The organism is Muricaecibacterium torontonense, assembly GCF_004793925.1.
Lineage (GTDB): Bacteria > Actinomycetota > Coriobacteriia > Coriobacteriales > Atopobiaceae > Leptogranulimonas > Leptogranulimonas caecicola.
This window is the reverse complement of record NZ_SRYE01000003.1, coordinates 98541-119938: the sequence shown is the minus strand read 5'-3', so window position 1 is coordinate 119938 and position 21398 is coordinate 98541. Positions and strand designations below refer to the sequence as shown.

The window sequence follows — 21398 nt, the reverse complement described above, 5'->3', positions numbered from 1 at the left end:
CAAAAAGCCCTTGATGATGCTTTGGATGATTATGCGCGCCGGAATAGCGCCGTTCAGACTGCACCGTACTGATAATTAATAAATGTACTATCGAGATACTCTTAAGGACCTCCCATGAAAAAGAATACCGTCTTAACTGTCGCTTTCACTGTCATGCTCGTTTTGGGCGGCTGCTCGCTTCAGCCCACTGGTGCTTGGCAAGGCACCGACCTGAAGGATCAAGGCCAATCTCAGCAGGATACAGCACCACAGGATCAAACCCCTGACCAGCAAGATCAGGACACCTCCCAGGATTCCTCCGGAAAGGAAGGTGCCACCAAGGACTATGGAGGATATGACACCAATACCATCTCGACCAACGTCCAAAATATGTACAACACAAACCGGACGATGCTCAACCTGCTCCATGACTTTGCCTATGAAGGAGGATCGAAAGAGGAAGTGCAAGCTCAGTTTCAGCAGTTAACCAATGAGCTTGACTCCTACGCGCAGACGATGCTCTCTGTCGATGTCACCAATGCGCCAAAGGGATTTATTGTCGCGCAGGGTTATTTAAAAGAATGCGCCGACAGCTATAAGCAGGCCGCCAGCGACCTTGCGACGGCCTTGGACCAGGAAGATTACCAAGATCCCCTTGATAACTACGACACTCATCTAAGCGAAGCTGCCTACGCCTATTACCGCTGGTATGGCGCCACGGAAGCCACCATAGAATCCCTTAAGCAGTAAGGAGGTTCGAGGACGCAGGAGTTCGCCTCTTAGGCAATTTCACGTTAACTTTCGGCACAAGTTCGGCACAAGTTCGGCACGGCAAGAAAAAAGGTAGACGCTCAATGCGTCTACCTCGTGTTTTGTGGTGGGCGATGCTGGATTTGAACCAGCGACCCCATCCGTGTGAAGGATGTGCTCTACCCCTGAGCCAATCGCCCGTAGGTGATTCTCTGCGAATCACAGGAATCCATACTACCAGAGCCTGTCGTCATTGCAAGACCCCAATAGGAATTCATTTGCCATGCATGACTCATAATGCCATGCACAACTTCACAGAGGCTTCCTATTTAGGTCTCCTATTTCTTGGAAGCCTCAAAGACGCGCCGGCCAAGAATCCAGCCAGCGATGCAAACGATCAAGGGCACCACAGTAAGCACCAAACTGGGGATGTCGGAGCCTAGGGGGCGCCCACCAAAATCAGCCTGCACCACGATGGTGTAGATAAGCGAGATAAGCTCATAGATGCCCAGGATGGCAGCTTGAATGTTGTAGGTGTTGGCGCGGGATGGCGCATTGGCGCCGCGAACACCGGCCATACCACAGCTGATGCCAAAGAAGCCCTGGAAGCTGTAGAGAGCTACCAACACGATGCCCTGCCACTGCCAGCCATTCTGGGCCACGACGGTGATGCAGATGGCGTCGTAGACAAAGATCAGTAGAGCCCAAAACAGAAGAATGATGCTCATGACTTTCATGAGCTTGCGATCTTGGGACATGACACTCCCCTTTCAATCATTGCCAGGTGACAATGCATTCTTTGAATAGCAACGCTTCCTAAAAATGCGAGCACTCACATAACGTGCAAGATGGGATGATCTGGAAAGGAAAAGTCCCATCGGCAATTTACAGTTCTTATTAGTGTGCCACGTCTTTCTCGGCAGAGTGGGCAGAGTTGCCACTTCTATGGATGTTGGATGACTCTCGCCCCCACTGTCACGCTAGTTGGGTGGGGTTTGCGACAGATATGCCCAGCGCACGGTGTTCGTTTTACTGGAGCTCGCTGGCGAGGCGCAGGACGCGCAGGCGGCGATCGGTGCAGCTATAGACCGCCCCCAGAAGGCCACAGCTCAAGACGGAGCAAAAGACCTGCTCGACGCCATCGGGAGAGCCCATAAGAAGTCCGATGGAAACCAAAAGCAGCACCGAGACGCTAAGGAAGAGGCCGGCAATGCATAGGCCAACGCCAATGCGTCTGCAGGATTGATCGGTGGCGCCCTTCACTGTGAGCACGGTGAGAAGAATGAAGAAGGCGCCCTGGATGGCTAGCAGAGCCCCGGTAACGACGGCAGAACCCATGACGGTGACGAAGTTGGACATATGGGTGTCCATAGAGGTGATGCGCGCCAGATAGGTCATGGCCATGAGCAGCTCTAACGAGCCCCAGACAGCCATGAGCTGGCTGTATCCGGTGATACGACGTTGAAGCTGTACCCAACCGCCGCGGCTCAAAGAGACCGGCGCGTCTTCGTCGATGGTAGGCTCGATCACTGCATCGATGAACGCTTCGCCCATAGAGGCAAGATTATTCTCGGCATCGAGGGCATTGGCAACGGCAGTGTCCTCGAGATAGGCGTCGGGGGTAGTGCCATAGTGATCCACCACCCAGCGAAGGGCGAAGACCATGAGGGCAGAGAGCATAAAGACCAGAAGTACGACGGCGTCGCCCTGGGAGAAGGCCCAGAGGATACCTGTGGTGGAGAGATAAAGAAGAGCAGTTGCTACTCGGCGAACGGCGGGGCGTCGGCGAGCTTTGGGACCACGAAGCACCGCGATGCCAACCACATAACCGCCCGCGCCCACCGCAGCAGTGAGGAGACCTAGGAATACGAGGCCCGTCCAAAGAGGAATGGAAAAACCCAGCACAGGAATGGCCGCGTAGCCGTTGCCAGAAGTGCGGCTGGCGATGGCTGCACAGGTGAGCACGTAGGTCATGAAGAGGCACATGACGGTGTTCCAGATGATATAGGCCATGGCGCTCACTCGAACGGCACTGGTCTGGCGTGGACTGAGGGGCTCTTTGAGACGAGTGGGAAGATTCATAGAGCGGGAAGCCTTTCTAAGAAGTACAAGATGTTTCTGCTAGGCAAGCTTGGGACCATTGCCATAAATACTGTCATCGATTCTGAGGGCATTTGGCCGATGGGCAATTGGACAAAATAGACTATTGGATCAAATAGGTGTTCTTTTTATACATGGTCACCGTGGCAGTAGGGCTGTTGCCCGCATATTGGACGGCCTCCACCGTGTGATAGCCAGAGGTGATCTGCGAGCCCGAGAGGGTGATGACGGTCTTGTCTTGGGGCTGCTGTGTAGCTACCACAGTGCTGCCGTCTACATAGATGTAGACGGCTCGCGAGGTCGAGAAATCCTGGGTAAGCACCGTGACATCATAGTAGCCACTGGAATCGCCTACCGCAATTTTGAGTGGGGTGTCTGCGGAAGAGATGGAGCTTTCAGTGCGCATAATGAGGACAGAGTCGCTGTCTGGCATGCGCCCATGAGTGACGCCGCCTAAAGTGACGTGGGACTTATCAGAGCCAAAGGCTGCAGGGCCACCAGTGGTTACCATCGCGATGCATACCATCACCGAGACCACAATAGCGGCGCAGGCCACCAAAATGGTGACAGCTTTGCGCGAAAGACGATGGGAGTCTGCCAAGGCTCGTTCGGCAGCGGAGCTGGCTTTTGGAAAAACGTCTGCTTTTGGAGCTTCAGCATCCATCATGGGAGAACCAGACGATGGTGGTTGACGGCGTCTTTCATCGAGGTGTCCCATACTGCCCCTCCTTGGGTTTGAGGGGCGCTCAAGATGCCCCGTCTGCTACTGGTACTGGGCGAGGCAGCCGGAGAGCTTGAGATACTGGCCTTGGGCCACGTCTACTTGCTGGGCAGCGGTGACATCCAAGGTGGCAATGGGCTGCGCGCCGGGAGCGTCGGAGTCGTAGACCGTGCACCTACCCGAGCTTTGGGTGGGGCTCACAAGGTAGGAGCCTTCAGGGGCGTCGACGCCTATTAAGTAGGTACCCCCATCCTTAAGATCAGTGACCAACTTCGATGTGATATCTGCGGCAGCAACAAAAGTCGCGCCGTCTACCGCCAACTGCTCCCCATCAGAGAGGGTGAGCCAACAGGTTTGGGTAAACTGATCCACCACCTCGCCATTGACCTTGAGGACAGCAGGATTTGATGGGTCCTGGCGATCTTGGGTAGCCAAGAACTTATATTGGCCGGCATTGAGGTTGGTGCCCACCGCATACTCCCCGCCCTTGTAGACGAGCGTGGTGCCTTTGGCGGCGCGAGCAGGCACATCTTCGCTTTGAGCCACAGGGGTCTTGCCCAAGGGGCTTGTGGGAGAGCCCCAGGTAAGCTTGAAGACCACCGAGCCCACAAACAAGACGGCCAGCACCACGATGAAGGCTACAGACTGCTTCCGTGTAGGCGTGGGAAAGAGCTTGCGGCCTCCCTGGCGCGCGGCGATGCGACGCTGGCGAGCCTTCTCCTCTTTTTCGGCCTTCTGGCGGGCTTTGCGCTGGACTCGAGTCTCTTTTTTGGGCTTCTCGGCTGAAGGCGTGCCCTTGACGGCCGCCTCTGCCTCGGTAGCCTGGGCGGCGTCTTGGGAAGCGGTCTCCTGATGGGAAGGTACGGGTTTCTCGGCAGCAGAATCTGCGGCAACCTGTGGGTTGTCCTGCGAAGAAGAGGTAGCAGTCAAGGAAGATCCTTTCGATGAGTTATGAGTGCAGGGCCTCAAGGGCGTCGGCTGCAATTTGCGCGGCCGTGAGGCGTGCCTGCGAAATGCGGTCTTGGGGATCCATTCGGTCAGTATAGGTGGACTCGAAGGCGCGTACGAGCACCCGCGTAGGGGTAGCCGCCAGCGCACAGGCCACCTTGGCCCCATAGCCGCCGGCGATCATGCCGTCTTCGAGCGTCACAATCACCTTATGCGCCTTGAGCGTCTCTGCAAGCTGGGGCGACACGTCGGAGATCACTTGAGGGTTGATGAGCGACGCCTGGATGCCTTGAGCCTGTAGCGCCTGAGCGGCCTCTTTGGCTACCGAAAAGAACGTGCCCACGCCCACCAGCGCCACCTGGGCGCTTGGGACTACCTTGCTGGAGACATCTCCTTGATAGGGCTCGCCACCAGGAATTTTGATAGCCACAGGGCCTTGGGTGTAGTCCACCGCCCAATCCATCATGGACACGTACTCCTGAGGATTGGCAGGCGCCAGATAGAGCATGTTGGGCAGGTTGCCCAAGAGCGCCATGTCTTGAAGGCCCAGATGGGAGACGGGGCCAGACCCATAAACCGAGCCTTTGTCCACCAGAATCACCGCAGGCAGCGAGTTTACGCAGAGCTCTTGGATAAGCTGGTCTGCCGCACGGGGCAAGAAGGTGGAGTAGATGCAGAGCACCGGCTTGGCGCCTCGCTGGGCGAGGCCTGCGCAAAAGGTGACGGCGGTTTGCTCGGCGATGCCCACGTCCACAAATTGACCAGCGGGGATGGCCTCGCGTTTGTCCTGAGTGAAGCCCAGGCCAGTAGGGGTAGCCGCACATACAGTGACCACCTGGGGATCGTGCTCCATAAGTTCTGTGAGATGAGACACGGTGAGGTCGCTCCAGCTCACGGCCTGCGCATGCGGTTCGCCAGAAGCGGTGAGCCCGCGCACGTGGTGGTAGCGCTCGGGGTCCTTCTCGGCAGCCTCAAGACCCAAGCCCTTGGTGGTGTGGATATGCACCACCACTGGATGGGTGGCGTCTTTGACCTGGTTAAAAGCCTCGATGAGCGGTGCGAGGGAGTTGCCCTCCTCCACGTAGCGATAGTCCAATCCCAAGCTTTTGAAGTAATTGTTGGCCGAGGCGCCTTGAGTCTTTCTGAGTTCTGCCAGGTTTTGGTAGAGGCCGCCGTGGTTGGGGGCGATGGACATCTCGTTGTCGTTCACCACTATGACGAGGTTGCCGCCAAGCTCGGCCGCCAGATCCAGGCCCTCGAAGGCCTCCCCGCCCGAGAGCGATCCGTCGCCGATAAACGCCACTACCCTACCTGTGCCCTGCGCCAGATCTCGGGCATGAGCGATACCTGCGGCCAACGACACCGAGGTGGAGGTATGTCCCACAATGAAAGGGTCATGGACAGACTCAGCCGGGCTCGCAAAAGCCGACACATCGTCATAGTGGGCCGGATCCAAGAAGGCCTCTTTGCGCCCGGTGAGCATCTTGTGGGCATAGGTTTGATGGGAGACGTCAAACACCAAGGTATCCCGAGGTGAATCAAACACGTAATGAAGCGCAATGGTAGCCTCTACCACGCCCAAATTGGCGCTTAGATGCTCGTCTTGCGTCTTAGCTCGAGAAATCAGCGCCTGGCGAATCTCTTGGGCCAGTGCCTCAAGCTCATCCAAAGACATCGCTTTGAGGTCTGCTGGAGAATCGATGGTCTCGATGTACATGCGCCGTTCCTTAAAAGTTCAATAGAGTCTATGTGTGCAGCAGCCTCTAGGTTTGCTGCCGATAAGAACTACACCCTCACTCTCAAGGATATCCACCCTTGGACCCTTTTGATCCATCAGCCCCACCCAGTGGCACATCCTCACTAAAAAAGGCGACTGCATGGAGAGCCTATGCCCAAGGCTTGAAGAGGGCCGGCGCCCCCGAACCTAGACAATAAAAAAGGCAACGGCCAAAAGCCGTTGCCTGCAATGAGTGGTGGAGCCTAGTATAACTAAGGCGAACACGGTTATAAGCCTTGAAACCTGTTATTTGCAGATTAACCGCAATTGGTTTGCGGTCATAGGCAACCTGCAAAATACCAGATAGGCGGCTTGCGTATTTGCCCTGTAACGCACGAAAACGGGGCACCCCTTATCAGGGTGCCCCGTTTTAACGTCAGATTTTGAGCCGTTGACCCGGATAGATGATATTCGGGTTCGTGATGCCGTTTTTGGCGGCAATCTTCTGATAAGTCGTGCCGAACTTGGCCGCAATGCCTGAAAGCGTGTCACCAGATTTGACGGTGTACGTCTGGCCGCTTTCAACGTTGCCGTTGATAATCGCCATGACTTCATCATAGCGGTGCGCCAAGATCGCTTTTCGCTCTGAACCGTTGCGGTAATCGCCAGCCCACGTCTCTTGCGCCAAGGTTTCAGCCGAAGCGCTGCAAATGTGGTTGACGATCTTTTGCACCTCGTCATAGCGTGAGCCAAGCGCCTTGCGCCGGTCATCGTCCTTGCCGTATTCGTCGCGGAACACCCCGGCCACAAGGTCTAGCGCGTCCATGTTCTCAACGCCGGTTGCTGGCGCGGTCGGTGTTGGCGCTGGCTGCGCCGCGCCGCCGACGGCTGCGAACTGCTGCCATTTCGCCGCGTCCATATAGGCTTTGTTCAAGTCAAGGTTGCCGCCCCAGCCGTCCAAGCGCCCGCAACTAGAGTATTGGCGAATGTCGCATGAATATGCGCCCTCGTTCCATGGGTTGCCTTGAAGCCCGGTCGTGTTGTTGTTGGCGTATTGCGCAACCCACGTGCCGCAACCGTGCTTCTTGGCAATATCCCAAGGGAAGACGCTTTGGCTTGCGTAGATCAAAGGCGTTAAGCCGGTAAGCGCCTTTACCTTCGCAACCAGCGAATCAAGATAGCCGGTGTTGCCCCGCGCGGCATTGTCGCCCTGCTCCCAGTCAAGCACGATAAGCGCTTTGCCAAGGTAGCCTTTAATGCTGTTGGCGAAGTGCTGCGCTTCCGCGTCAACGCCAGCGCCGTTAACGTAGTGGTAAACGCCAACCAGAAGCCCGCGTTTCATCGCCTGTTGCATTTGCCGGTCACAATCCGGCGAAACGTAGCTTGCGCCCTGCGTCGCTTTGCAGATCGCAAAATCAATGGCAAGGGCATCAAGATTGATGCCCTTCTGCCAATTGCTAATGTCAATGCCCTGTAGTGCCATAGAAACCACCTTCCAAGCATACGAAATAGAAAAGGTTTGCCGTTTGAAGTTCTTCAAGCGTCCATGGCCGCGCGGAATTGACGGGGCTTGCCGGGTCGCGAACCCACCACATACCGTTTTCATCGTGCCGCCAGATCGTTATAACGTGGCTGCTGTATTCGGTATCGCCGAACGCACCGCGCACGCCAGCAAAGCAGACCGCGCCAGCGTCAACCTTGGCAAGCGCTGATTGCAAACTGTAAATCTTGCCTGTGTGCGTAATGCCGTATGGCTCATAGGTCGCGGCAATCCACTGCGCGAACTTCTCCATGTCGTTTACGCCGTCAGTCAGACACGCGGTGCCGACAGCGCCCGCAACGGTGAGCGGCGTAACGTCCTGTGTCGTTATGTACTTGATAGCCATTGCGGCGCAGACAAGCCCGCACCCGCTGTCACCGATGGTGCCGCCCGCGTATCCGATATGTGACCACTGCACATCATCTTGAAGGTAGAGCGGCATATGAGTGCCCGCAGGTATAGGCTTGTACGTGGGTTCATCAACCGCAAAAACGATTTCGGGCGCTGCCGCTTCGCGCGGCTGGTCGCTTGCGTAGGCAACCATGAGCGCGAAGCAGACAACTATAGCCATGAGTGCCCCGCACGCAAACGCCAGAATCTCGCGCCACGTCCGTTTACTCGCTTCCATGGGTGGCTTTCTTGGGTTCGGTGTAGGTCATCGCCTGTTCACTGTCGCACAAACCCTCGGTGGTCGGGTCAACCACCACGCCAAGGATTACCAGCACGGCAAACAGCGCATCAACGGCGGCAACCACTCGGCCTTGCAGTTCCGACAAGTCGAAATTGAAGCCGAAAATAGCGGCCACCATCTGCACCAGCAGGAACAGCGCAGGGATTAGCGCCATCCAAAACAGCTTGTTCTTTGCACGTGCAAGAAAGTTGATTTTCAGATCGTTCATAATGTCCCCCTTAGTCGATTATTAGATAAGGCTTTAGTGCCTTAATCTCGTTCATGTAACGCTCACCAGTGCCATTGCCGCCTAGAAGCTTGTATGCTTCGTATTCCTCTAGCAGTTCGTCATAGGTCAAAATGCTCATTTTCTTGCCATCTATGACGTACTTTTGATAGGCGGTTTTGATATGCTCTCGCACTGATGCTTTGTCGATAATCAGCCGCGCCCGCTGGTACTTGGTCAGGTTCTTAACTTGCGCGATAAGGAAGCCTATAACGCCGCTGGCCAGCAGCCCAACGATTGACGTTATAAGCTGTTCGGTGGCGGCGCTAATCATTCGTCCACCACCTGCCAAAGCGTTTCAGTTCCAGCCGCCCCCGGCTCCCAAACGTTGTTGTCAACAAGCGATTGCCACTTGCTGCCGCCGTGGGTCACCACCGCGCCGGTTGGGTATCCGTTCGTAGCGTCCGGCTGCTCCCATGCGGGCACATCCGTTGCGTCCGGGCTGTCGGCTGCGGCAAGGTTACGCGCCCAAAGGCTCGGCGCGGCTGCTGGTGTCCAGTCCGCTTGCGACGTGTGCGGCTGCAAGCACACATAGAGCGTGCCGCCATGCTCCACGCGCTCACCGGCGGTGTAATAGTGGCCGTCGCCCGTCCACTGGTCGTAGAGCGCTGGGGCAATCTCTGCCACGTCATCGGACAATGACGGCGCTTGCGTCTTGTAAATTGCGATGATGCCGCGCAATGCGGCTTCCTCTTCGGCTGTGAATGCCATGTTTTGCCCCCTAACAATAGGAAAGCCCGCACAATGGCGGGCTTGGCTTGCTGTTGGTGTGTTTGTGCTGCTATCCGAAAAGCCGGGTAAACAGCGCATCCATGTTCGCGACGGTTCGCCGCGCGTCAAGGCGCATCATCGAACCGCGCCAAGATTGATAGCTTTGCAACGCCTGATCGCGCGTCATCTCGCCGCGCTCCACGAACGCCGCAAGCTTTTTCAGCTTGCGCCGCTCCCGCGTTACGGCGGAACGGCACGGGCGCACAATGACTTTGCCAGTCTCGCCATAGTTGAACCTCTTCTTTAGGAACGTGAAACCGCGCGTCAGCTTCACGATTCGGATTTTCTTCTCGTTAACGACAATGCCAAGCTTCGCGCACTCGCGCCGAATGTCGGCAAGCACGCCGCGTAAGTCCGCCTTGTCAAGGGCGATGCAATAAAGGTCATCCATGTAGCGCCCACTTGCCAGCACGCAAGGCGTGCGCAGCAACATATGGTCTACGGGGCTTGGAAGGGCAACGGCTAGTATCTGGTTCGGCTCGCTGCCAAGCCCAAGGCCACGGGTGCCGTGGGAATCAACTTGCGCGTACATAAGCGCCTTGATTCGCTCGTCATCTAGCGCCCTGTCAATTAGCCGCTTGGTGGCCGCATGGTCGATGTTCCCGAAGAAGTTAGAGAAATCGACAAGCAGCACGTAACCTTCTGCGCCGTGCTTCTGGTAGTGCCGTGCAAGCTGCTGTTTCAGGCGCGATACGGCAAAGTCGGTTCCGCGCCCCTTGATGTTGGCGGTGCAACCCGGCGCGAGCGTCGGCCAGATCGCCGGTGCCAGCGCGTAGCGGTTAAGCGCCTTATGCACGACGCGTTCAGAGTAATGCACGGACGTGATATGCCGAAGCTTGCCCCGCTCGAATATGTCAAACTCAACGAAGCCGCGCCGAATGTCCTTGCCCGCCATCAAGTCGGCGTGCGTCTTTAGGACGTTCGGAAGGATGTTTGCAAGGTAGCGTTGAACGGCAGACTTCCACGCCACGCCGTGGGCGCAGTCGCGGGCGCACCTGTAAAGGTTGTCAATGTCGGCCACCTCTTCAAGCGTGCATGATTCAATGCGCTTGGCGCGGTTCGCCGCCCGCTTGGCATCGCGGCGGGCACGCCTTGCCGCCTGCCGCTCCTCGGATTTCATGGGCACCCCGCACGGCTTGCAATCGGCATCCAATAGCCGCTTAGGCACCGGCAATGAAACGCAAGCGAATGCCGAAACCTGCGCCATGCAAGCAGCGGTCTGCGGTACCTGCGGGGTGCATATTTACGGCCATGTGGCCGAACGTTGTACCTTCCTTCCTCTTGCGCACGGATTGCGGACGTGTCCGCAATGACTGGCAGTGCAAAGGAATCACGGGCGCGGGCGAATCCAACCATTCGTGGCCGAATTGTTGTTGGCATTGCCGTTGCTGTTGACATTGCACACGTTGGAAGCCGAACCGCCCATGACGGAACGAAGCCACCAATTGACGCGCTAAACAAGGCACAACGCGACGCTATTTTACCGCTGCCCAATGAGTTTCACACCCTTTCTTGCGCCCTTTATGAGCTTCGCCGCCGTTTCCACATCATCGGCGATGCGCACGCACCGGCTAACCTTGATGATGCCAAGATCAATCAGGCATTGTAGGTCTTGCAACAGCTGTTCGCAGTTGGCAACGGCAAGCGTCATGTAATGCCGCCGCTGCGTCACGTTGTGTTCGGTGTTGGGGTAGAACGCGTTTGCCGTCACAAGGTTGCTTACAAGGCTTCTTGCCGTCTCTGCCATAGGCACGGCCAGAACGAAGCGGTATGACTTCGGCATTGCCGCCGAAGTCACAAGCGCCGTTATCTCCTTGCGCACCCTAGTTGCGGTGGTGAAATACTCGAAGTTGCTTAAATCGCGGTAGCGTTCCAGTACGGTACTCATTAGCTTGCCTTTCCAGTGCGCCCGCGCAAGGCGGGCGCGGGCATAGCGTCATGCAACGGCTTGTCAGCCTATGAGGAAGCACGGGCGCGGGCCAACCCAACCATTCGTGGCCGAACGGCTGTAGGCAGTGCCGTTGCCGCTGACATTGCACACGCTGGAAGCCGAACCGCCCACGACGGAACGAAGCCACCAACCGACGCGCACGCCCATGATGCGGCTTGCCGTGCTGTCGAACAGCGGGAAATGGCAATCCATGCCCACCGAATAGCCCTTTGAACCCCATACGGCGCACCCGTAAACTTCCATTTCTGACAACGACCACACTTTACCAAGGTCAGCCCAGCCCCACCCGCTCGCTTCGGTCAGCGCAGAAGAGCCGTAGCGCTGTTCACACAACGAACGGTGGTTGATAAGCACGTTGCGAAGCGCCGCCGGAAGGGCTGGCAGATAGTCGCTGATCTCCCAACCGTGAAGGTGGCTGGCAAGGTAGGGTTCTTTGACAGTGGCGTTTCCGTTGTTGGTGGCCGTGGTGTTCCACATGATATAGCTTGTGTTGGTGGCCTTGCTGCCGCTCACAAGAACCGGCGCGGCGGGCACGAACGCAAGGTGGTGCGGCATCGGCGAATCTGAACACTGATAGTACGGGTCAACAGCCGCCAGAAGATAGCGCACCGTCTGCGCGGGAACGTTGGAGCCAGCGGCAACGGGCACGTCCATGTAATCGCCGATGCGCAAGCCCGAAAAGTCAGCGTCCTGCACGCGCGAATGAAGCCACGCGTAAATATCGCCCTTCGCTGCAATCTCCGCCGCGAACGCGTCAGCGAGCGAGCGCCCCGGATACTGCCCAATGCTCTTTTGCCGGTCGAACTCTTCAAGCACCGTCGCGGCGCTTGCCGTCTCGCGTGCCGTATCGTCAACGACCCCGTAAAGTTCGCCTTTGATTCTGAATGCTTCTGCTGCGTTAGCCATGTCATGCACCCCTATTCAAGTGTGATAATCCCGTTTTCGTAGCTTGCCCGGTCAAGTTCGATGGTTCCGCCGTCCGTTGAGATAACGCGGCTTGCGGGCGTGAAAACGGTGTTGTCAATAACTATGTAATCGTCGGTCAGATCGACAAGCGCGGTTGCGAGCGTGGCCGCATCCTCTTTAAGCTTCTCAACCTCGGCGCTGTCAGCGCCGCCGCCGGACGAAGCGCCGCCACCCATCCCGCTGCCAATGACGCTAAGCGCCCGTTTTGTGGCTTCGCGGGCATCGTCTGCCGCCGTGTGAGCGTCAGCAGCCGCCTTGTCTGCCTTGTCTGCTGAACCGTTGGCCTTTTCCGCCGCTTGGTTCGCGCCATTCGTGGCCGCTTCCGCGTCCGCTATTGCCTTGTCCACCCTGTCCGCTGCTTGGTTCGCGCGGTTTGCGGCGGTGTTGGCGGCTCCTGCCGCGTCGTTCGCGGCACTTGCCGCGCTGGTGGCTGCTTGCGCCGCGCTGTTGGCCGCGCCCGTGGCGGTGTTCGCCGCCGTGGCTGCGCTGTTGGCGGCTTGGGCTGCGCTTGTGGCCGCGCTCGCCGCGCTCGCCGCGCTGCTCACCGCCGTTTCAACGCGGGCGGCTGCCTTGTTGGCCGCATCGGCGGCGGTGTTGGCCGCGCCCGCTGCCGTGTTCGCGGCGCTGACCGCTGCGTTGCCGCGCGAAATGAGGTTGTCTATAGCGTCATCCCAGCTTTGCGCGGGCTTCTGCCCCTCGGTGACGCATCGCAAAATCTCGATTGCGAAGCGCTCCGTTGAGTAGCGCACGCCGTCTTTCTCGAACGCGAAATAGGCTTCGTCGGTGTAACCGGCGACACTGCAAAGCTTGTTTTCGTCCACGGTCACCGTGGCGGCGTTGCCCGAAATCGCGGCGGCTGCTCGGTAGTAGTTTCGCTTGTTCGGCAACAGCACTTCAAGGTAGGCCGTGAACCCCGTTAGCGCGGCTTCCGCGCCGCCGTCGTAGATAAGCGCCTTGATGGTCGTTCCGTGCTTGTCGCCCTGTCCGACCCTCACAAGGCCAGCGCCCAAGCCGTCCTTGCTAAGGTCTAGTTCAAGGGTGTGCGTGTTCATCTGCTCTCACCTGCCTTGGTGATCTCGCGCAGGGCTGTAAGCTTCTCGCCGAAAACCTCTATGGGGTCGCGCGGCGGCGCGGTCGCGCCCTCTGATGCCGACAGCGTGGCGGATTCGGGCAGTATGAGCGCGGCCATAGCGTCGAACACGTCTAGCACCGCGTCCATGCGGTCATCAACGTAGACGGGTTCAACCAGCGTGAACGAACCTTCAACGCCGCTTGGCGGTGTCACATCGCACGCCCTCACAATTTGGCGGTCGCCCGCCGCGTCAACCGCGACGAAGATAACGCCCTGCGCTTCCGCTGCGGCGAGCAACGCCGGGTCGAACTCCGACACCTGCATTTCGGTGTTGCTCAAAGCGTCATGCGCCATGTACATAACTGGTTTGTCCAATTGAAGCCCCCTAACCTGTGCCGACAGTTACACAAGACGTGCAAAGCCCGTCAGAAAAGTTGATCTTGAATGTTCCGTAATGCCAGCTAACGCAACCGTTGCCGTTGCCGTGAACCTCGGTGACGATTGGCTGTTGCATGGTGCCTGATTTGCAGATGGTCGCAACAACGCTTCTGTCTCCGCTTTCTGCCACGGATATTTGCGGGGTCGAAATCCTTATGCCGTGGTTGCCCAGAAGCTGCAAGCCGGTGTACTGCTCGCCGGTCTGAATGTTTCGGAAGTGCGCCGAAAAGTCGATTACGCCAATCTGCGTGCCGTTTTCAAGCCCCCGAATCTCACCGGCGATAAGCTGCAAAAGGTTTGACGCGTAGCCGCATGAGAACTGCCCGTCCGCGGTGATGTTGTTAGCGGTCATGTAGTTTGTCTTCAACGTGCCGTTGGTCAAATCCCATGTGCTGCGCCCTAGGTCATCCGTCAGAAGCCCCGCGCGTATGCGGTCGGCTCGCATCGTCCCGGCGTTGATGCAATCGGCTGTCACGCTCGCGCCGGTTATAAACGTCTTCCAGTTCCATTGCCCGCTGCTCGTAAGGCTCGAAGCAAGGCGGATGCCGCGCCCGGAAATGTTCACGCACCACATACCCGACACGCTTTTGAGGGGCAAGCCGGTTTCGGGGTTCAAGGGCACGTTGCTGTACAAGCTGCCCAACTCAAACGTTTCAAGCTTGTACGTCCCAACCGCGTTGAACTGGTCGTTAAGCGCGTCTTGAAGCTGCACGAGCCAGCTAACCGACGTGCCCGCCACCGCGTCATATGTCGCCGCCGCGCGGCTGCTGTTCTTTAGGGTCTGGCTCACGCTCTGCCACATATCGGCCATGCTGTTAATGAGGTTGCCGAAAGTAACGGTAGCGTCGCCGCCCAGCAAGTCGCGTTCGATCTGCGACACGCGCCCGGTAAGCCTTATACCCTCTTCGGTAAAGCCCTTGTCGATGATCGCCACGCGGTCACCCACCGCCACGCCTTCCCAGCTTCGCCCGAACGCGTACAGGTCAAGCACGCTTGCTTCATAGCTAACCTTCGGTTCGCTGACCTCTGCAAGGTACGCTTTCGTTTCCTTTAGAAGCTGCGCGGCATCCTCGCACTGCTCGTTCACGTAGCTTGTGCAAGCCGGAAGCGCCGTGCCGCGTGCGTCCGGGTGCCCCCAAATCTTCGTTGCGGCGGCATCCTCAACGTAGGCTTTGCCGCCGTTGACAGATGCGAAGGTCAAGCGTCTGCCGTAAGCGCCCGAATCGGTTTCAACGCCCTTGCCGTAGCCGTAGACGCGCGTTTTCGGGTTATCGGCTGACACCGTGCGCGTGATGGTCTTAATGTCCTTCGTCCACGTGAAGCGCTTTGGGCTTGACTGGTTGCCGCGCAGCTTGCGCACGCCCACCTTGCGCGAAACCACCGAAGAACCGTTGGTTTCTATGGTGGTTTCCAACTCGCCGCCCCACGCTTCCAAAATCTCTGCCACGGATTCGCGGGCGCTCTGGTGGTACAGAACGACGCTTGCGCTTGCGGTCACGTCGCACGTGCCCACCGTCCAGCGCGTGCCCGTAAGCACGCGGGCAAGAGCCGTCGCAACCTGCCCCGACGGCCTTACATCGTCCGTCCAATCGTCCCAAAGTTCGGCGATTGAGTTAACGCCCGTGAACTCGGTTTGCAAGGTGCCGTCTTCGCCGTGGGTGCGGCTCGCATCGTCAACAATGTGTTCATGGGTCTTGCCCTGCGCGTCAACCCAAACGATATAGTCACCCTTGTTCACGTCATCGGAACACGTCACCTTGATTTCGTCTGTGCCGTCCAGCGCTTCGGTGTGCGTCGCCGCCGTAACGTCCAGCCGCCCAAGGTTCACGCCCCAGCGCGAAAAGCGCGTGAAGCCAACTTTTCTGATTAAAGCCATCGTTCCCGCCATTCCAGCACCGCGCTGCCGCCGCTTAGTTGCAGGGTCGTGCGGCCATTGATCGTGAAGAAATCCGAATCAAGCGTGACGGCGGCGGCTTGGCTGTTGACGGTCGCCCGCTCTAGCGCCATGTCAACGCGCACGGTGCTTGTGCTCGTGACGCTCGACGCAAGCTTTACTTGCTCGCCCGTGTCAACGTTCCTGATATACCAAGCCGCGCTTGAAGACGGCTTGGCGGTGATTGCCAGATGCGCGGGACGGTTGCCGCCCGCGTTCACCGTGAACGTTCCCGCCTTGACCTCAACGCGGCGCTTGTTGCCGTAATAGAACGGGTCGCCGACGTGGAACGTAACCGTTGTGCTTGGGCAAGCGTCCGTGATCTCGCCCAAGTCCGTTGACCCGCTCACGATTGCCAAAAGGTAGCGCGTAGGGTCATCCGGCAGCACCAGCGGCGCGGGTTCGTCGGTGCATAGCAGTTCTGCCAGCGCGTGCCGAACCGTCGCCGCGTCGCGCCTGTCATCGCTTCTTAGCCAAATGTCAACCGGCAGGTCATAGCCGCCGAAGAAAGCCGATTTGAACAACTCCCCGTGACGGCCTGAAACGCTCTCGAAGTTCGCATTTACAGGTGCCATGATTGGCCGGTTGACCTTACAGCTTACAAGGGCGCTTAGATCGTGCCCGTTAAATATAACGCGGTCGGTCTGCGCCCGCTTCATCCTACGTTGCAACGCTCACACCCCTTTGCTTTAGCTTGCTTGCAATCCCAAGGCCGATTTGCTGGCCTGTCTGGTACGCGTCCGCGTTGCCCGCAACCGTCGCGTTTACCTCTACGCTGACGGCGATTTGCTGCGCGGGCTGTCCGCCGTTGAACGCGTTGTTAACCGCACGTTCTATGAAGTCCCATAGCTGCTTTTCTGGTGCCACGTACTCGCCGCCAGCTTCGCCAACGCCGATGATTGAAGCTTTGTCGAAATAGCCGCCCTTCGCGTACCAGTCAACGGAAATGCTAGGCAGCTTCACAATGCCGCCTATGTCATTCCAAGAAACGTTGAAATGCGGCATCTTGATTTTCGGCAATGAAATCTTGATGCCGCCAAAGGCGTTCATAATCTTGTTCGGAATGTCCTTAATCCAGTTCCACGCGTTTTCAATGGGGTTCTTCATGAAGTCGCGCACGCTGTTGAACACGCCGTTGACCTTCTCGCCCAAGCCCGGAAAGCCAAGCTTGTTGCCTATGGCATCGGCGACGCGCACGGCGTTTTGCTGCGCGTTGTCCATCTTCTGGCTGATGTTGTCCCTGATCGCGTTAAAGGCGTTGGCGGCTTCGGCCTTTGCTGTTGACCAGTCGCCGGACAGGGCGGCTTGCAGGGCGCTGCCCGCGCTGCTGCCCACCTGCTTTGCTGTGTTCATATCGTTTTGCACGGTGGAAGCGATGCCGCCGAAGTACGTTTGCGTGGCGGTCTGTAGGGTGTTCCACTTGTCGGAAACCCAATCAGCCGCCCCCTGTGCCTTTTCGGAAACGGTGCTTTTGATGTTCTCCCAAGCGTTGCTTGCGTCTTGCTTGAACCCTTCCCATTTGCTCGCAACGTCGCTTTTAAACTGCTCAACGCCGCTTGTCACGGTATCCCATACACCGCCCCAGAACTCACCGGCACCGCTAAGGAAGTCGCAAACGCCCTGCCACTTCTCCGAAATCCAGCCGGTGAAGTCAGCCCACATCTGCTTGCCCGTCTCGGTCTGCGTAAAGAACCATGTAAGACCGGCTACCGCTGCGCTTACCGCAGCGATGCCAAGGCCGATAGGGTTAGCGGTGATAAGCCCGGTTAGGCTCTTCCAGCCGCCGCCAAGGCCGCCGAACTTACCGCCCAGACCGTCGGCCTTTCCGCCAAGGTCAACGAAGCCGCCCGCAATGCTCTTGATCGCGCCGCCGATGGGCGCGGCGCTCTGCATGAACTTGCCAACGGCGGTAGTAACCCCGCCGAACGCCAGCACGCCCAACCCAAGGTTCTTGATAAGTTCCTGCTGCTCCGGCGACAGCGATTTGAACCAGTCCGAAGCGGCTTGAAGCGCCGGTGTCAGCTTGCCCAGAATCTCGCTTCCGATCTCGGTTACCATCTGTTTTACAGGCAACGCCGCTTCGCCCATTTCGCGCATGGACGTTTCTAGTTCGTTTTGCGCGTCGCGGCTTGCTAGCAAGTCTTTGTTGGTTTCCTGAAACGCCTTGCCAGCATCCCCGTAAACGCCCGCCAAAGCGTCCGTTACAAGTGTCGCGCGTTCCTGCTCGGTCTTGCACGCCGCCAGCGCTTCGTTAAAAGCGTCTTCTTTGGTCTGACCCTCTGCAATGGCCTTGTTGAACGCCGCTTGCGCGGCAGAGTTGCCGGACAGCGCGTTGCTCCACTGCTCGGCGCTCGCCGTTGACCAATTGAGCGCGTCGGCGAAACTACCGGTTACCGCGCCGGTATGTGCGGTTTCCTGCGCCGTCTCTGCCAAGTTCTCCAACGGCAGAGCGTCGCCGAACGTCGCATAGGCACCGGCTGCAATGTCAGTCCACTTCTTCAATTCCTCTTCGTCTTGCGTGAGCCTGATTAGGTTCTGGCTCGCTTCGGTGGCGGTGTCGCCATCGCCCAAGATGCGGTAGAAGTTCGCATAGGTGGTCTGCGCTTGCTCAACAGTACTTCCGGCGCTGGTGAAAGCGGTTTCAAGCTGGTTGTTTTTGGCTATGGCCTCTTCCTGGCTCTCCGCAAGTGCGGTCAGGCCGGTTGCCGCCGCCGTGATGCCGCCGGAAATAGCAAGACCGCCGCGCTCAACGCCCTTGCCCGCCTTTTCCAGCTTGTCGGCGTTGTCTTCGATGGTCTGGCCGAACTTATAAAGCTTGGTTTTCGACGCTTCGGCTTCGCGTGATGTTTCGGCAAGTTCCTTGCCGTATGATTCAAGCTGGTTTTCGCATTGCAGGATAGCGCGTTTAAGGCTGTCATATTGCCGTTCCTCTTCGGCGGTCAGCCTAGCGCCGCTCTGTTGCTTCGCTTCAAGCTGCGCAAGCGCCTGTTTGTACGCGTCCAACTTCTGTTGCGTCTCGCCATAGGCGCTGTTTAGCGCCTTGACCTTCTGTTGCAGCAAGTCGGTGTTGCCGGGGTTGAACTTCAAAGACTTGTCAATTTCCTTCAAGTCCGCTTGGGTCTTCTTTGATTCGCTCGAAACCTTTTTCAAAGCCCCTTGAAGTTCGGTAGTGTCGCCGCCGAACTTGATAACAAGTCCTTTGTAGCTTACCGCCATGCCGGTTCACCTTCTTTCTGTTTTCAAAGTGCATGAGCGCTTCAAACACCGCGCCCGCGCGGGTGCGGTGCCGTGAAACGTTCACTAGCCCCAAAATGCCGCTTCGGCCTTACGCGCCTTTTCGTCGTCTTCGTAGTTGGCGGCGGCATCGGCATAGAACGCGTGAATCTCCAACAGGTCTTTGACCTGCCGGAAGCTAAGTTGCTGCAAATCGGTGATGGAAAGCCCGCATTGCTGGCAGTTGTACAGATAACGCGCGTCGCACGCGTCTGACAGACTGCTAGGCAGTGGCGGCGCTGGCTGCTTCGGCGGGCGTGGCTTCCACTCCATCGGGCGTTGAAGGAAAAAAGTTGTCTTCAACAATGCCCATCACGTCAGCCGCCCAACCGTCCCCCTTCTGTAGGTCGAACGCGGCGGGCGGAAGCGATTTCACCCACTTGTCAAAGCCAAGCGCCCAACGCGGCTTCGCGGTCTTGATGCACGCATAGGCGATTTCAAGAAGCGCCGTCATCGACGGCATACCGCAAGACTTCATCGTTTCAACGATCATGCCCACGTCTTCGTTTATGTCCTTGGGGCGCGTCGCGCCGTTGGGCTTCTCGACGCTGAACGAACGTGAAAACACAATGGGCGTGAATCCGTTGAAGACGGCTTCAAACTCCATGTCCTCGCCGAAGTCGATAACCATTACTTGCCCCCGTTCTCGGCGGGCGTGCCGGTGTCTTCCGCTTCGGCCTTGCGCTCTAGCAGCCCGTCAGTGTTGACGGCATCGAAGAACGTTTCATAGTCCGGCAGACCCGTGAAGCTGTCATAGCCGCTCGTGCGGTCATCAGCCGTGCCGCCGGGGGGGACAACGGGCTTCCACGTAAAGGGATAGTCAAGCTGCGTGATCTCCGGCGTGTCGCTGTTGGTGGTGAGGGTCTGCGACGGCTTGGCAAGCTGGCACATCAGCAGACAGCGGCGGCGGCCTGTGACGTGTCCGGGCTGCTCGCACATGAAAGCGAACTTCTTTGGCTTCTTGTTAGCTTTCAGGTTGGTGCGCCCGTCTGCCGTGATCTCGTAGCCCACCAGATCGGCGATAAGCTGCCGAAGCTCCGGGGTGCCCTCGGTATCGTAGAAACTCATAGTGCCGCTGCCGCCGTTGTCCTGCTGCTCTTCCAACCAAACTTCGTTGTCCGCGTGGCTGGTGCCAGTCTCAACGCTCGGTTCCATGCCGATTTCAACGGTACCGGCAACATGCACCGGCTTTTCATAGGTAAGCTTGTCTTCGTCGGTGACAATCGCAAAATGAGAATTGCGAACGCCGAAAAAACCGTTACGTGCCATTTTCAAGGCTCCTATCTACTCGGTTACGTTGACGGTGAACGACGCTTCAATGAGCCGTTCGCCGTCTAGGTGTGTTATTGCTTTCTCGAATGCGCAGCCCGCAGCGTCCAGCGCGTCGGCAATCTTGCTTTCAAGGTCATATGAGCGATGCGCGGTGTAAAGCAAGATTTCGTAGGGCATCCAACGCGCCCAAGCGTCGTTGTCGGCATAGGCCGTTTCGCCAAATCCCGCTTCAAGGCTCATATAGGGCGGCGCGGGCTTGTCATCGTCTGAAAAGCCCTCGTTAGCCCAAGGGATGTTCAGACCGTCAAGCACGGCGCAAAGTTGGTCAAGCGTGATCACGTCGCATCACCGCCCGCCATGAACTCGCGCCCCACCTCTTCGGCCACGGCTTCAATTACCACGTCGCCCGGTGCAACACCGTATGTCTTGCCGGTCTGGTTCTTGATCTTGTGGCCTTTTTCAAGCAGGTGCGTTAGCTGGTATTGCTTGTTATGCACCGTCACTTCAACGCCCTGCTCCAAGCTTGCGTGGTCTGTGGTGCTAGTCCAGCCCTTCGCGTACTTGCCGGAACGCTTGCGGCTCTCGGCTTTCAGGCGCTTAACCGCCGCTTTTCCAGCGTCGGCGGCTCTCTGCTCCAACACCGCTTCGTTTTCGCCTATGCAGTCGCGCATGGCGGCGGCAATCTCGCGTTCAATGTCGTTGCTAACCCTGCTCACGGTCGCCCACCCTCTCAACAAGCGTTAGCCGCACGTTGTCCGGCGAACGCTCCGCACGCTCAACGGCAAGCAACGCGCCGTTGAACTTCACCAGCGTTTCGCCGCGATAGGCGCACGCCCTCAACTCGATTACCGCTTGCGGCTTGATGCCCGCCGCGCTGGCGGCGTAGTAAGCTGCCGCGCTGATGCTGTAGACGTTGCACGGAACGTCCCGGAACGCAAGCGAAGTTGACACAACGCCGCGCTTGTCGCGCGTCTGCGTCTCGGTGGCAAGCTGGCACGTGCCAGCCCACAT

24 protein-coding genes, 1 tRNA gene and 1 pseudogene are annotated in these 21398 nt (G+C 58.0%); 1 reads left to right on the top strand and 25 read right to left on the bottom strand.

What is annotated here, in order from left to right:
* The first annotated feature begins 114 nt into the window (after window positions 1–114).
* Window positions 115–729 (top strand): hypothetical protein, encoded by a 615-nt coding sequence (locus E5334_RS05640; RefSeq protein WP_136012621.1) that lies wholly within the window; start codon window positions 115–117, stop codon window positions 727–729.
* Window positions 730–854: 125 nt separating this feature from the next.
* Here E5334_RS05640 and E5334_RS05635 read toward each other — a convergent pair.
* From E5334_RS05635 to E5334_RS05520, 25 genes and pseudogenes are all read right to left on the bottom strand, one after another.
* A tRNA-Val gene (locus E5334_RS05635) sits at window positions 855–929 on the bottom strand.
* Window positions 930–1067: 138 nt separating this feature from the next.
* Window positions 1068–1487 (bottom strand): hypothetical protein, encoded by a 420-nt coding sequence (locus E5334_RS05630; RefSeq protein WP_136012620.1) that lies wholly within the window; start codon window positions 1485–1487, stop codon window positions 1068–1070.
* A gap of 271 nt (window positions 1488–1758) precedes the next feature.
* Window positions 1759–2811: a hypothetical protein gene (locus E5334_RS05625; protein WP_136012619.1), complete on the bottom strand. Its 1053-nt coding sequence runs from the start codon at window positions 2809–2811 to the stop codon at window positions 1759–1761.
* 121 nt (window positions 2812–2932) lie between these two features.
* Complete coding sequence (locus E5334_RS05620) at window positions 2933–3547, bottom strand: hypothetical protein (RefSeq protein ID WP_136012618.1); 615 nt, start codon at window positions 3545–3547, stop codon at window positions 2933–2935.
* A gap of 45 nt (window positions 3548–3592) precedes the next feature.
* The gene (locus tag E5334_RS05615) at window positions 3593–4480 is read right to left on the bottom strand and encodes a hypothetical protein (RefSeq protein ID WP_136012617.1); all 888 of its coding nucleotides are present in this window, start codon (window positions 4478–4480) and stop codon (window positions 3593–3595) included.
* Window positions 4481–4499: 19 nt separating this feature from the next.
* Window positions 4500–6215, bottom strand: coding sequence for a 1-deoxy-D-xylulose-5-phosphate synthase (locus E5334_RS05610; protein ID WP_136012616.1), 1716 nt, complete (start codon window positions 6213–6215; stop codon window positions 4500–4502).
* Window positions 6216–6651: 436 nt separating this feature from the next.
* On the bottom strand, window positions 6652–7698 hold the full coding sequence (locus E5334_RS05605; protein ID WP_136012615.1) for a GH25 family lysozyme: 1047 nt from the start codon (window positions 7696–7698) through the stop codon (window positions 6652–6654).
* The gene (locus E5334_RS05600) at window positions 7679–8383 is read right to left on the bottom strand and encodes a C39 family peptidase (RefSeq protein ID WP_136012614.1); all 705 of its coding nucleotides are present in this window, start codon (window positions 8381–8383) and stop codon (window positions 7679–7681) included. The genes E5334_RS05605 and E5334_RS05600 overlap by 20 nt, the downstream gene beginning before the upstream one ends.
* Window positions 8370–8654 carry a phage holin gene (locus E5334_RS05595; protein WP_114538742.1) on the bottom strand — a complete coding sequence of 95 codons (285 nt, stop codon included), beginning with the start codon at window positions 8652–8654 and terminating at the stop codon, window positions 8370–8372. The genes E5334_RS05600 and E5334_RS05595 overlap by 14 nt, the downstream gene beginning before the upstream one ends.
* Before the next feature lie 10 nt (window positions 8655–8664).
* Entirely contained in the window at window positions 8665–8985 is a 321-nt protein-coding gene (locus tag E5334_RS05590) for a hypothetical protein (RefSeq protein ID WP_136012613.1), read from the bottom strand.
* A complete protein-coding gene (locus E5334_RS05585; RefSeq protein WP_114538740.1) occupies window positions 8982–9422 on the bottom strand; it encodes a carbohydrate-binding protein in 441 nt (146 codons plus the stop codon). Before E5334_RS05585 ends, E5334_RS05590 begins: the two co-directional genes overlap by 4 nt.
* 70 nt (window positions 9423–9492) lie before the next feature.
* Entirely contained in the window at window positions 9493–10602 is a 1110-nt protein-coding gene (locus tag E5334_RS05580) for an RNA-directed DNA polymerase (RefSeq protein ID WP_136012612.1), read from the bottom strand.
* 210 nt (window positions 10603–10812) lie between these two features.
* Window positions 10813–10920: pseudogene (locus tag E5334_RS08805) on the bottom strand (DUF6273 domain-containing protein); the annotation flags it as partial.
* 42 nt (window positions 10921–10962) lie between these two features.
* Window positions 10963–11370: a hypothetical protein gene (locus E5334_RS05575; protein ID WP_114538739.1), complete on the bottom strand. Its 408-nt coding sequence runs from the start codon at window positions 11368–11370 to the stop codon at window positions 10963–10965.
* Between the two features lie 63 nt (window positions 11371–11433).
* Entirely contained in the window at window positions 11434–12339 is a 906-nt protein-coding gene (locus E5334_RS05570) for a DUF6273 domain-containing protein (RefSeq protein ID WP_136012611.1), read from the bottom strand.
* Between the two features lie 11 nt (window positions 12340–12350).
* Window positions 12351–13451, bottom strand: a complete 1101-nt coding sequence (locus E5334_RS05565) for a BppU family phage baseplate upper protein (RefSeq protein WP_136012610.1) — start codon at window positions 13449–13451, stop codon at window positions 12351–12353.
* A complete protein-coding gene (locus E5334_RS05560) occupies window positions 13448–13846 on the bottom strand; it encodes a hypothetical protein (RefSeq protein WP_136012609.1) in 399 nt (132 codons plus the stop codon). Before E5334_RS05560 ends, E5334_RS05565 begins: the two co-directional genes overlap by 4 nt.
* 10 nt (window positions 13847–13856) lie before the next feature.
* Window positions 13857–15785: a phage tail protein gene (locus E5334_RS05555; RefSeq protein ID WP_167604312.1), complete on the bottom strand. Its 1929-nt coding sequence runs from the start codon at window positions 15783–15785 to the stop codon at window positions 13857–13859.
* A complete protein-coding gene (locus E5334_RS05550) occupies window positions 15776–16501 on the bottom strand; it encodes a distal tail protein Dit (RefSeq protein ID WP_136012607.1) in 726 nt (241 codons plus the stop codon). The genes E5334_RS05555 and E5334_RS05550 overlap by 10 nt, the downstream gene beginning before the upstream one ends.
* Before the next feature lies 1 nt (window position 16502).
* Window positions 16503–19058: a phage tail tape measure protein gene (locus tag E5334_RS05545; protein ID WP_136012606.1), complete on the bottom strand. Its 2556-nt coding sequence runs from the start codon at window positions 19056–19058 to the stop codon at window positions 16503–16505.
* Window positions 19059–19338: 280 nt separating this feature from the next.
* Complete coding sequence (locus E5334_RS05540) at window positions 19339–19746, bottom strand: hypothetical protein (RefSeq protein ID WP_136012605.1); 408 nt, start codon at window positions 19744–19746, stop codon at window positions 19339–19341.
* Window positions 19746–20384 (bottom strand): major tail protein, encoded by a 639-nt coding sequence (locus E5334_RS05535; protein WP_136012604.1) that lies wholly within the window; start codon window positions 20382–20384, stop codon window positions 19746–19748. The genes E5334_RS05540 and E5334_RS05535 overlap by 1 nt, the downstream gene beginning before the upstream one ends.
* A gap of 15 nt (window positions 20385–20399) precedes the next feature.
* Complete coding sequence (locus E5334_RS05530; RefSeq protein ID WP_136012603.1) at window positions 20400–20726, bottom strand: hypothetical protein; 327 nt, start codon at window positions 20724–20726, stop codon at window positions 20400–20402.
* On the bottom strand, window positions 20723–21103 hold the full coding sequence (locus E5334_RS05525; protein WP_136012602.1) for an HK97 gp10 family phage protein: 381 nt from the start codon (window positions 21101–21103) through the stop codon (window positions 20723–20725). The genes E5334_RS05530 and E5334_RS05525 overlap by 4 nt, the downstream gene beginning before the upstream one ends.
* Window positions 21090–21398, bottom strand: a complete 309-nt coding sequence (locus E5334_RS05520; RefSeq protein WP_114538728.1) for a hypothetical protein — start codon at window positions 21396–21398, stop codon at window positions 21090–21092. The genes E5334_RS05525 and E5334_RS05520 overlap by 14 nt, the downstream gene beginning before the upstream one ends.

Coding starts and splice junctions, on each gene's coding strand:
- E5334_RS05640 (WP_136012621.1), top strand. CDS start 115: ATGAAAAAGAATACCGTCTTAACTGTCGCTTTCACTGTCATGCTCGTT.
- E5334_RS05630 (WP_136012620.1), bottom strand. CDS start 1,487: ATGTCCCAAGATCGCAAGCTCATGAAAGTCATGAGCATCATTCTTCTG.
- E5334_RS05625 (WP_136012619.1), bottom strand. CDS start 2,811: ATGAATCTTCCCACTCGTCTCAAAGAGCCCCTCAGTCCACGCCAGACC.
- E5334_RS05620 (WP_136012618.1), bottom strand. CDS start 3,547: ATGGGACACCTCGATGAAAGACGCCGTCAACCACCATCGTCTGGTTCT.
- E5334_RS05610 (WP_136012616.1), bottom strand. CDS start 6,215: ATGTACATCGAGACCATCGATTCTCCAGCAGACCTCAAAGCGATGTCT.
- E5334_RS05605 (WP_136012615.1), bottom strand. CDS start 7,698: ATGGCACTACAGGGCATTGACATTAGCAATTGGCAGAAGGGCATCAAT.
- E5334_RS05600 (WP_136012614.1), bottom strand. CDS start 8,383: ATGGAAGCGAGTAAACGGACGTGGCGCGAGATTCTGGCGTTTGCGTGC.
- E5334_RS05595 (WP_114538742.1), bottom strand. CDS start 8,654: ATGAACGATCTGAAAATCAACTTTCTTGCACGTGCAAAGAACAAGCTG.
- E5334_RS05590 (WP_136012613.1), bottom strand. CDS start 8,985: ATGATTAGCGCCGCCACCGAACAGCTTATAACGTCAATCGTTGGGCTG.
- E5334_RS05585 (WP_114538740.1), bottom strand. CDS start 9,422: ATGGCATTCACAGCCGAAGAGGAAGCCGCATTGCGCGGCATCATCGCA.
- E5334_RS05580 (WP_136012612.1), bottom strand. CDS start 10,602: ATGAAATCCGAGGAGCGGCAGGCGGCAAGGCGTGCCCGCCGCGATGCC.
- E5334_RS05575 (WP_114538739.1), bottom strand. CDS start 11,370: ATGAGTACCGTACTGGAACGCTACCGCGATTTAAGCAACTTCGAGTAT.
- E5334_RS05570 (WP_136012611.1), bottom strand. CDS start 12,339: ATGGCTAACGCAGCAGAAGCATTCAGAATCAAAGGCGAACTTTACGGG.
- E5334_RS05565 (WP_136012610.1), bottom strand. CDS start 13,451: ATGAACACGCACACCCTTGAACTAGACCTTAGCAAGGACGGCTTGGGC.
- E5334_RS05555 (WP_167604312.1), bottom strand. CDS start 15,785: ATGGCTTTAATCAGAAAAGTTGGCTTCACGCGCTTTTCGCGCTGGGGC.
- E5334_RS05550 (WP_136012607.1), bottom strand. CDS start 16,501: ATGAAGCGGGCGCAGACCGACCGCGTTATATTTAACGGGCACGATCTA.
- E5334_RS05545 (WP_136012606.1), bottom strand. CDS start 19,058: ATGGCGGTAAGCTACAAAGGACTTGTTATCAAGTTCGGCGGCGACACT.
- E5334_RS05540 (WP_136012605.1), bottom strand. CDS start 19,746: ATGGTTATCGACTTCGGCGAGGACATGGAGTTTGAAGCCGTCTTCAAC.
- E5334_RS05535 (WP_136012604.1), bottom strand. CDS start 20,384: ATGGCACGTAACGGTTTTTTCGGCGTTCGCAATTCTCATTTTGCGATT.
- E5334_RS05520 (WP_114538728.1), bottom strand. CDS start 21,398: ATGTGGGCTGGCACGTGCCAGCTTGCCACCGAGACGCAGACGCGCGAC.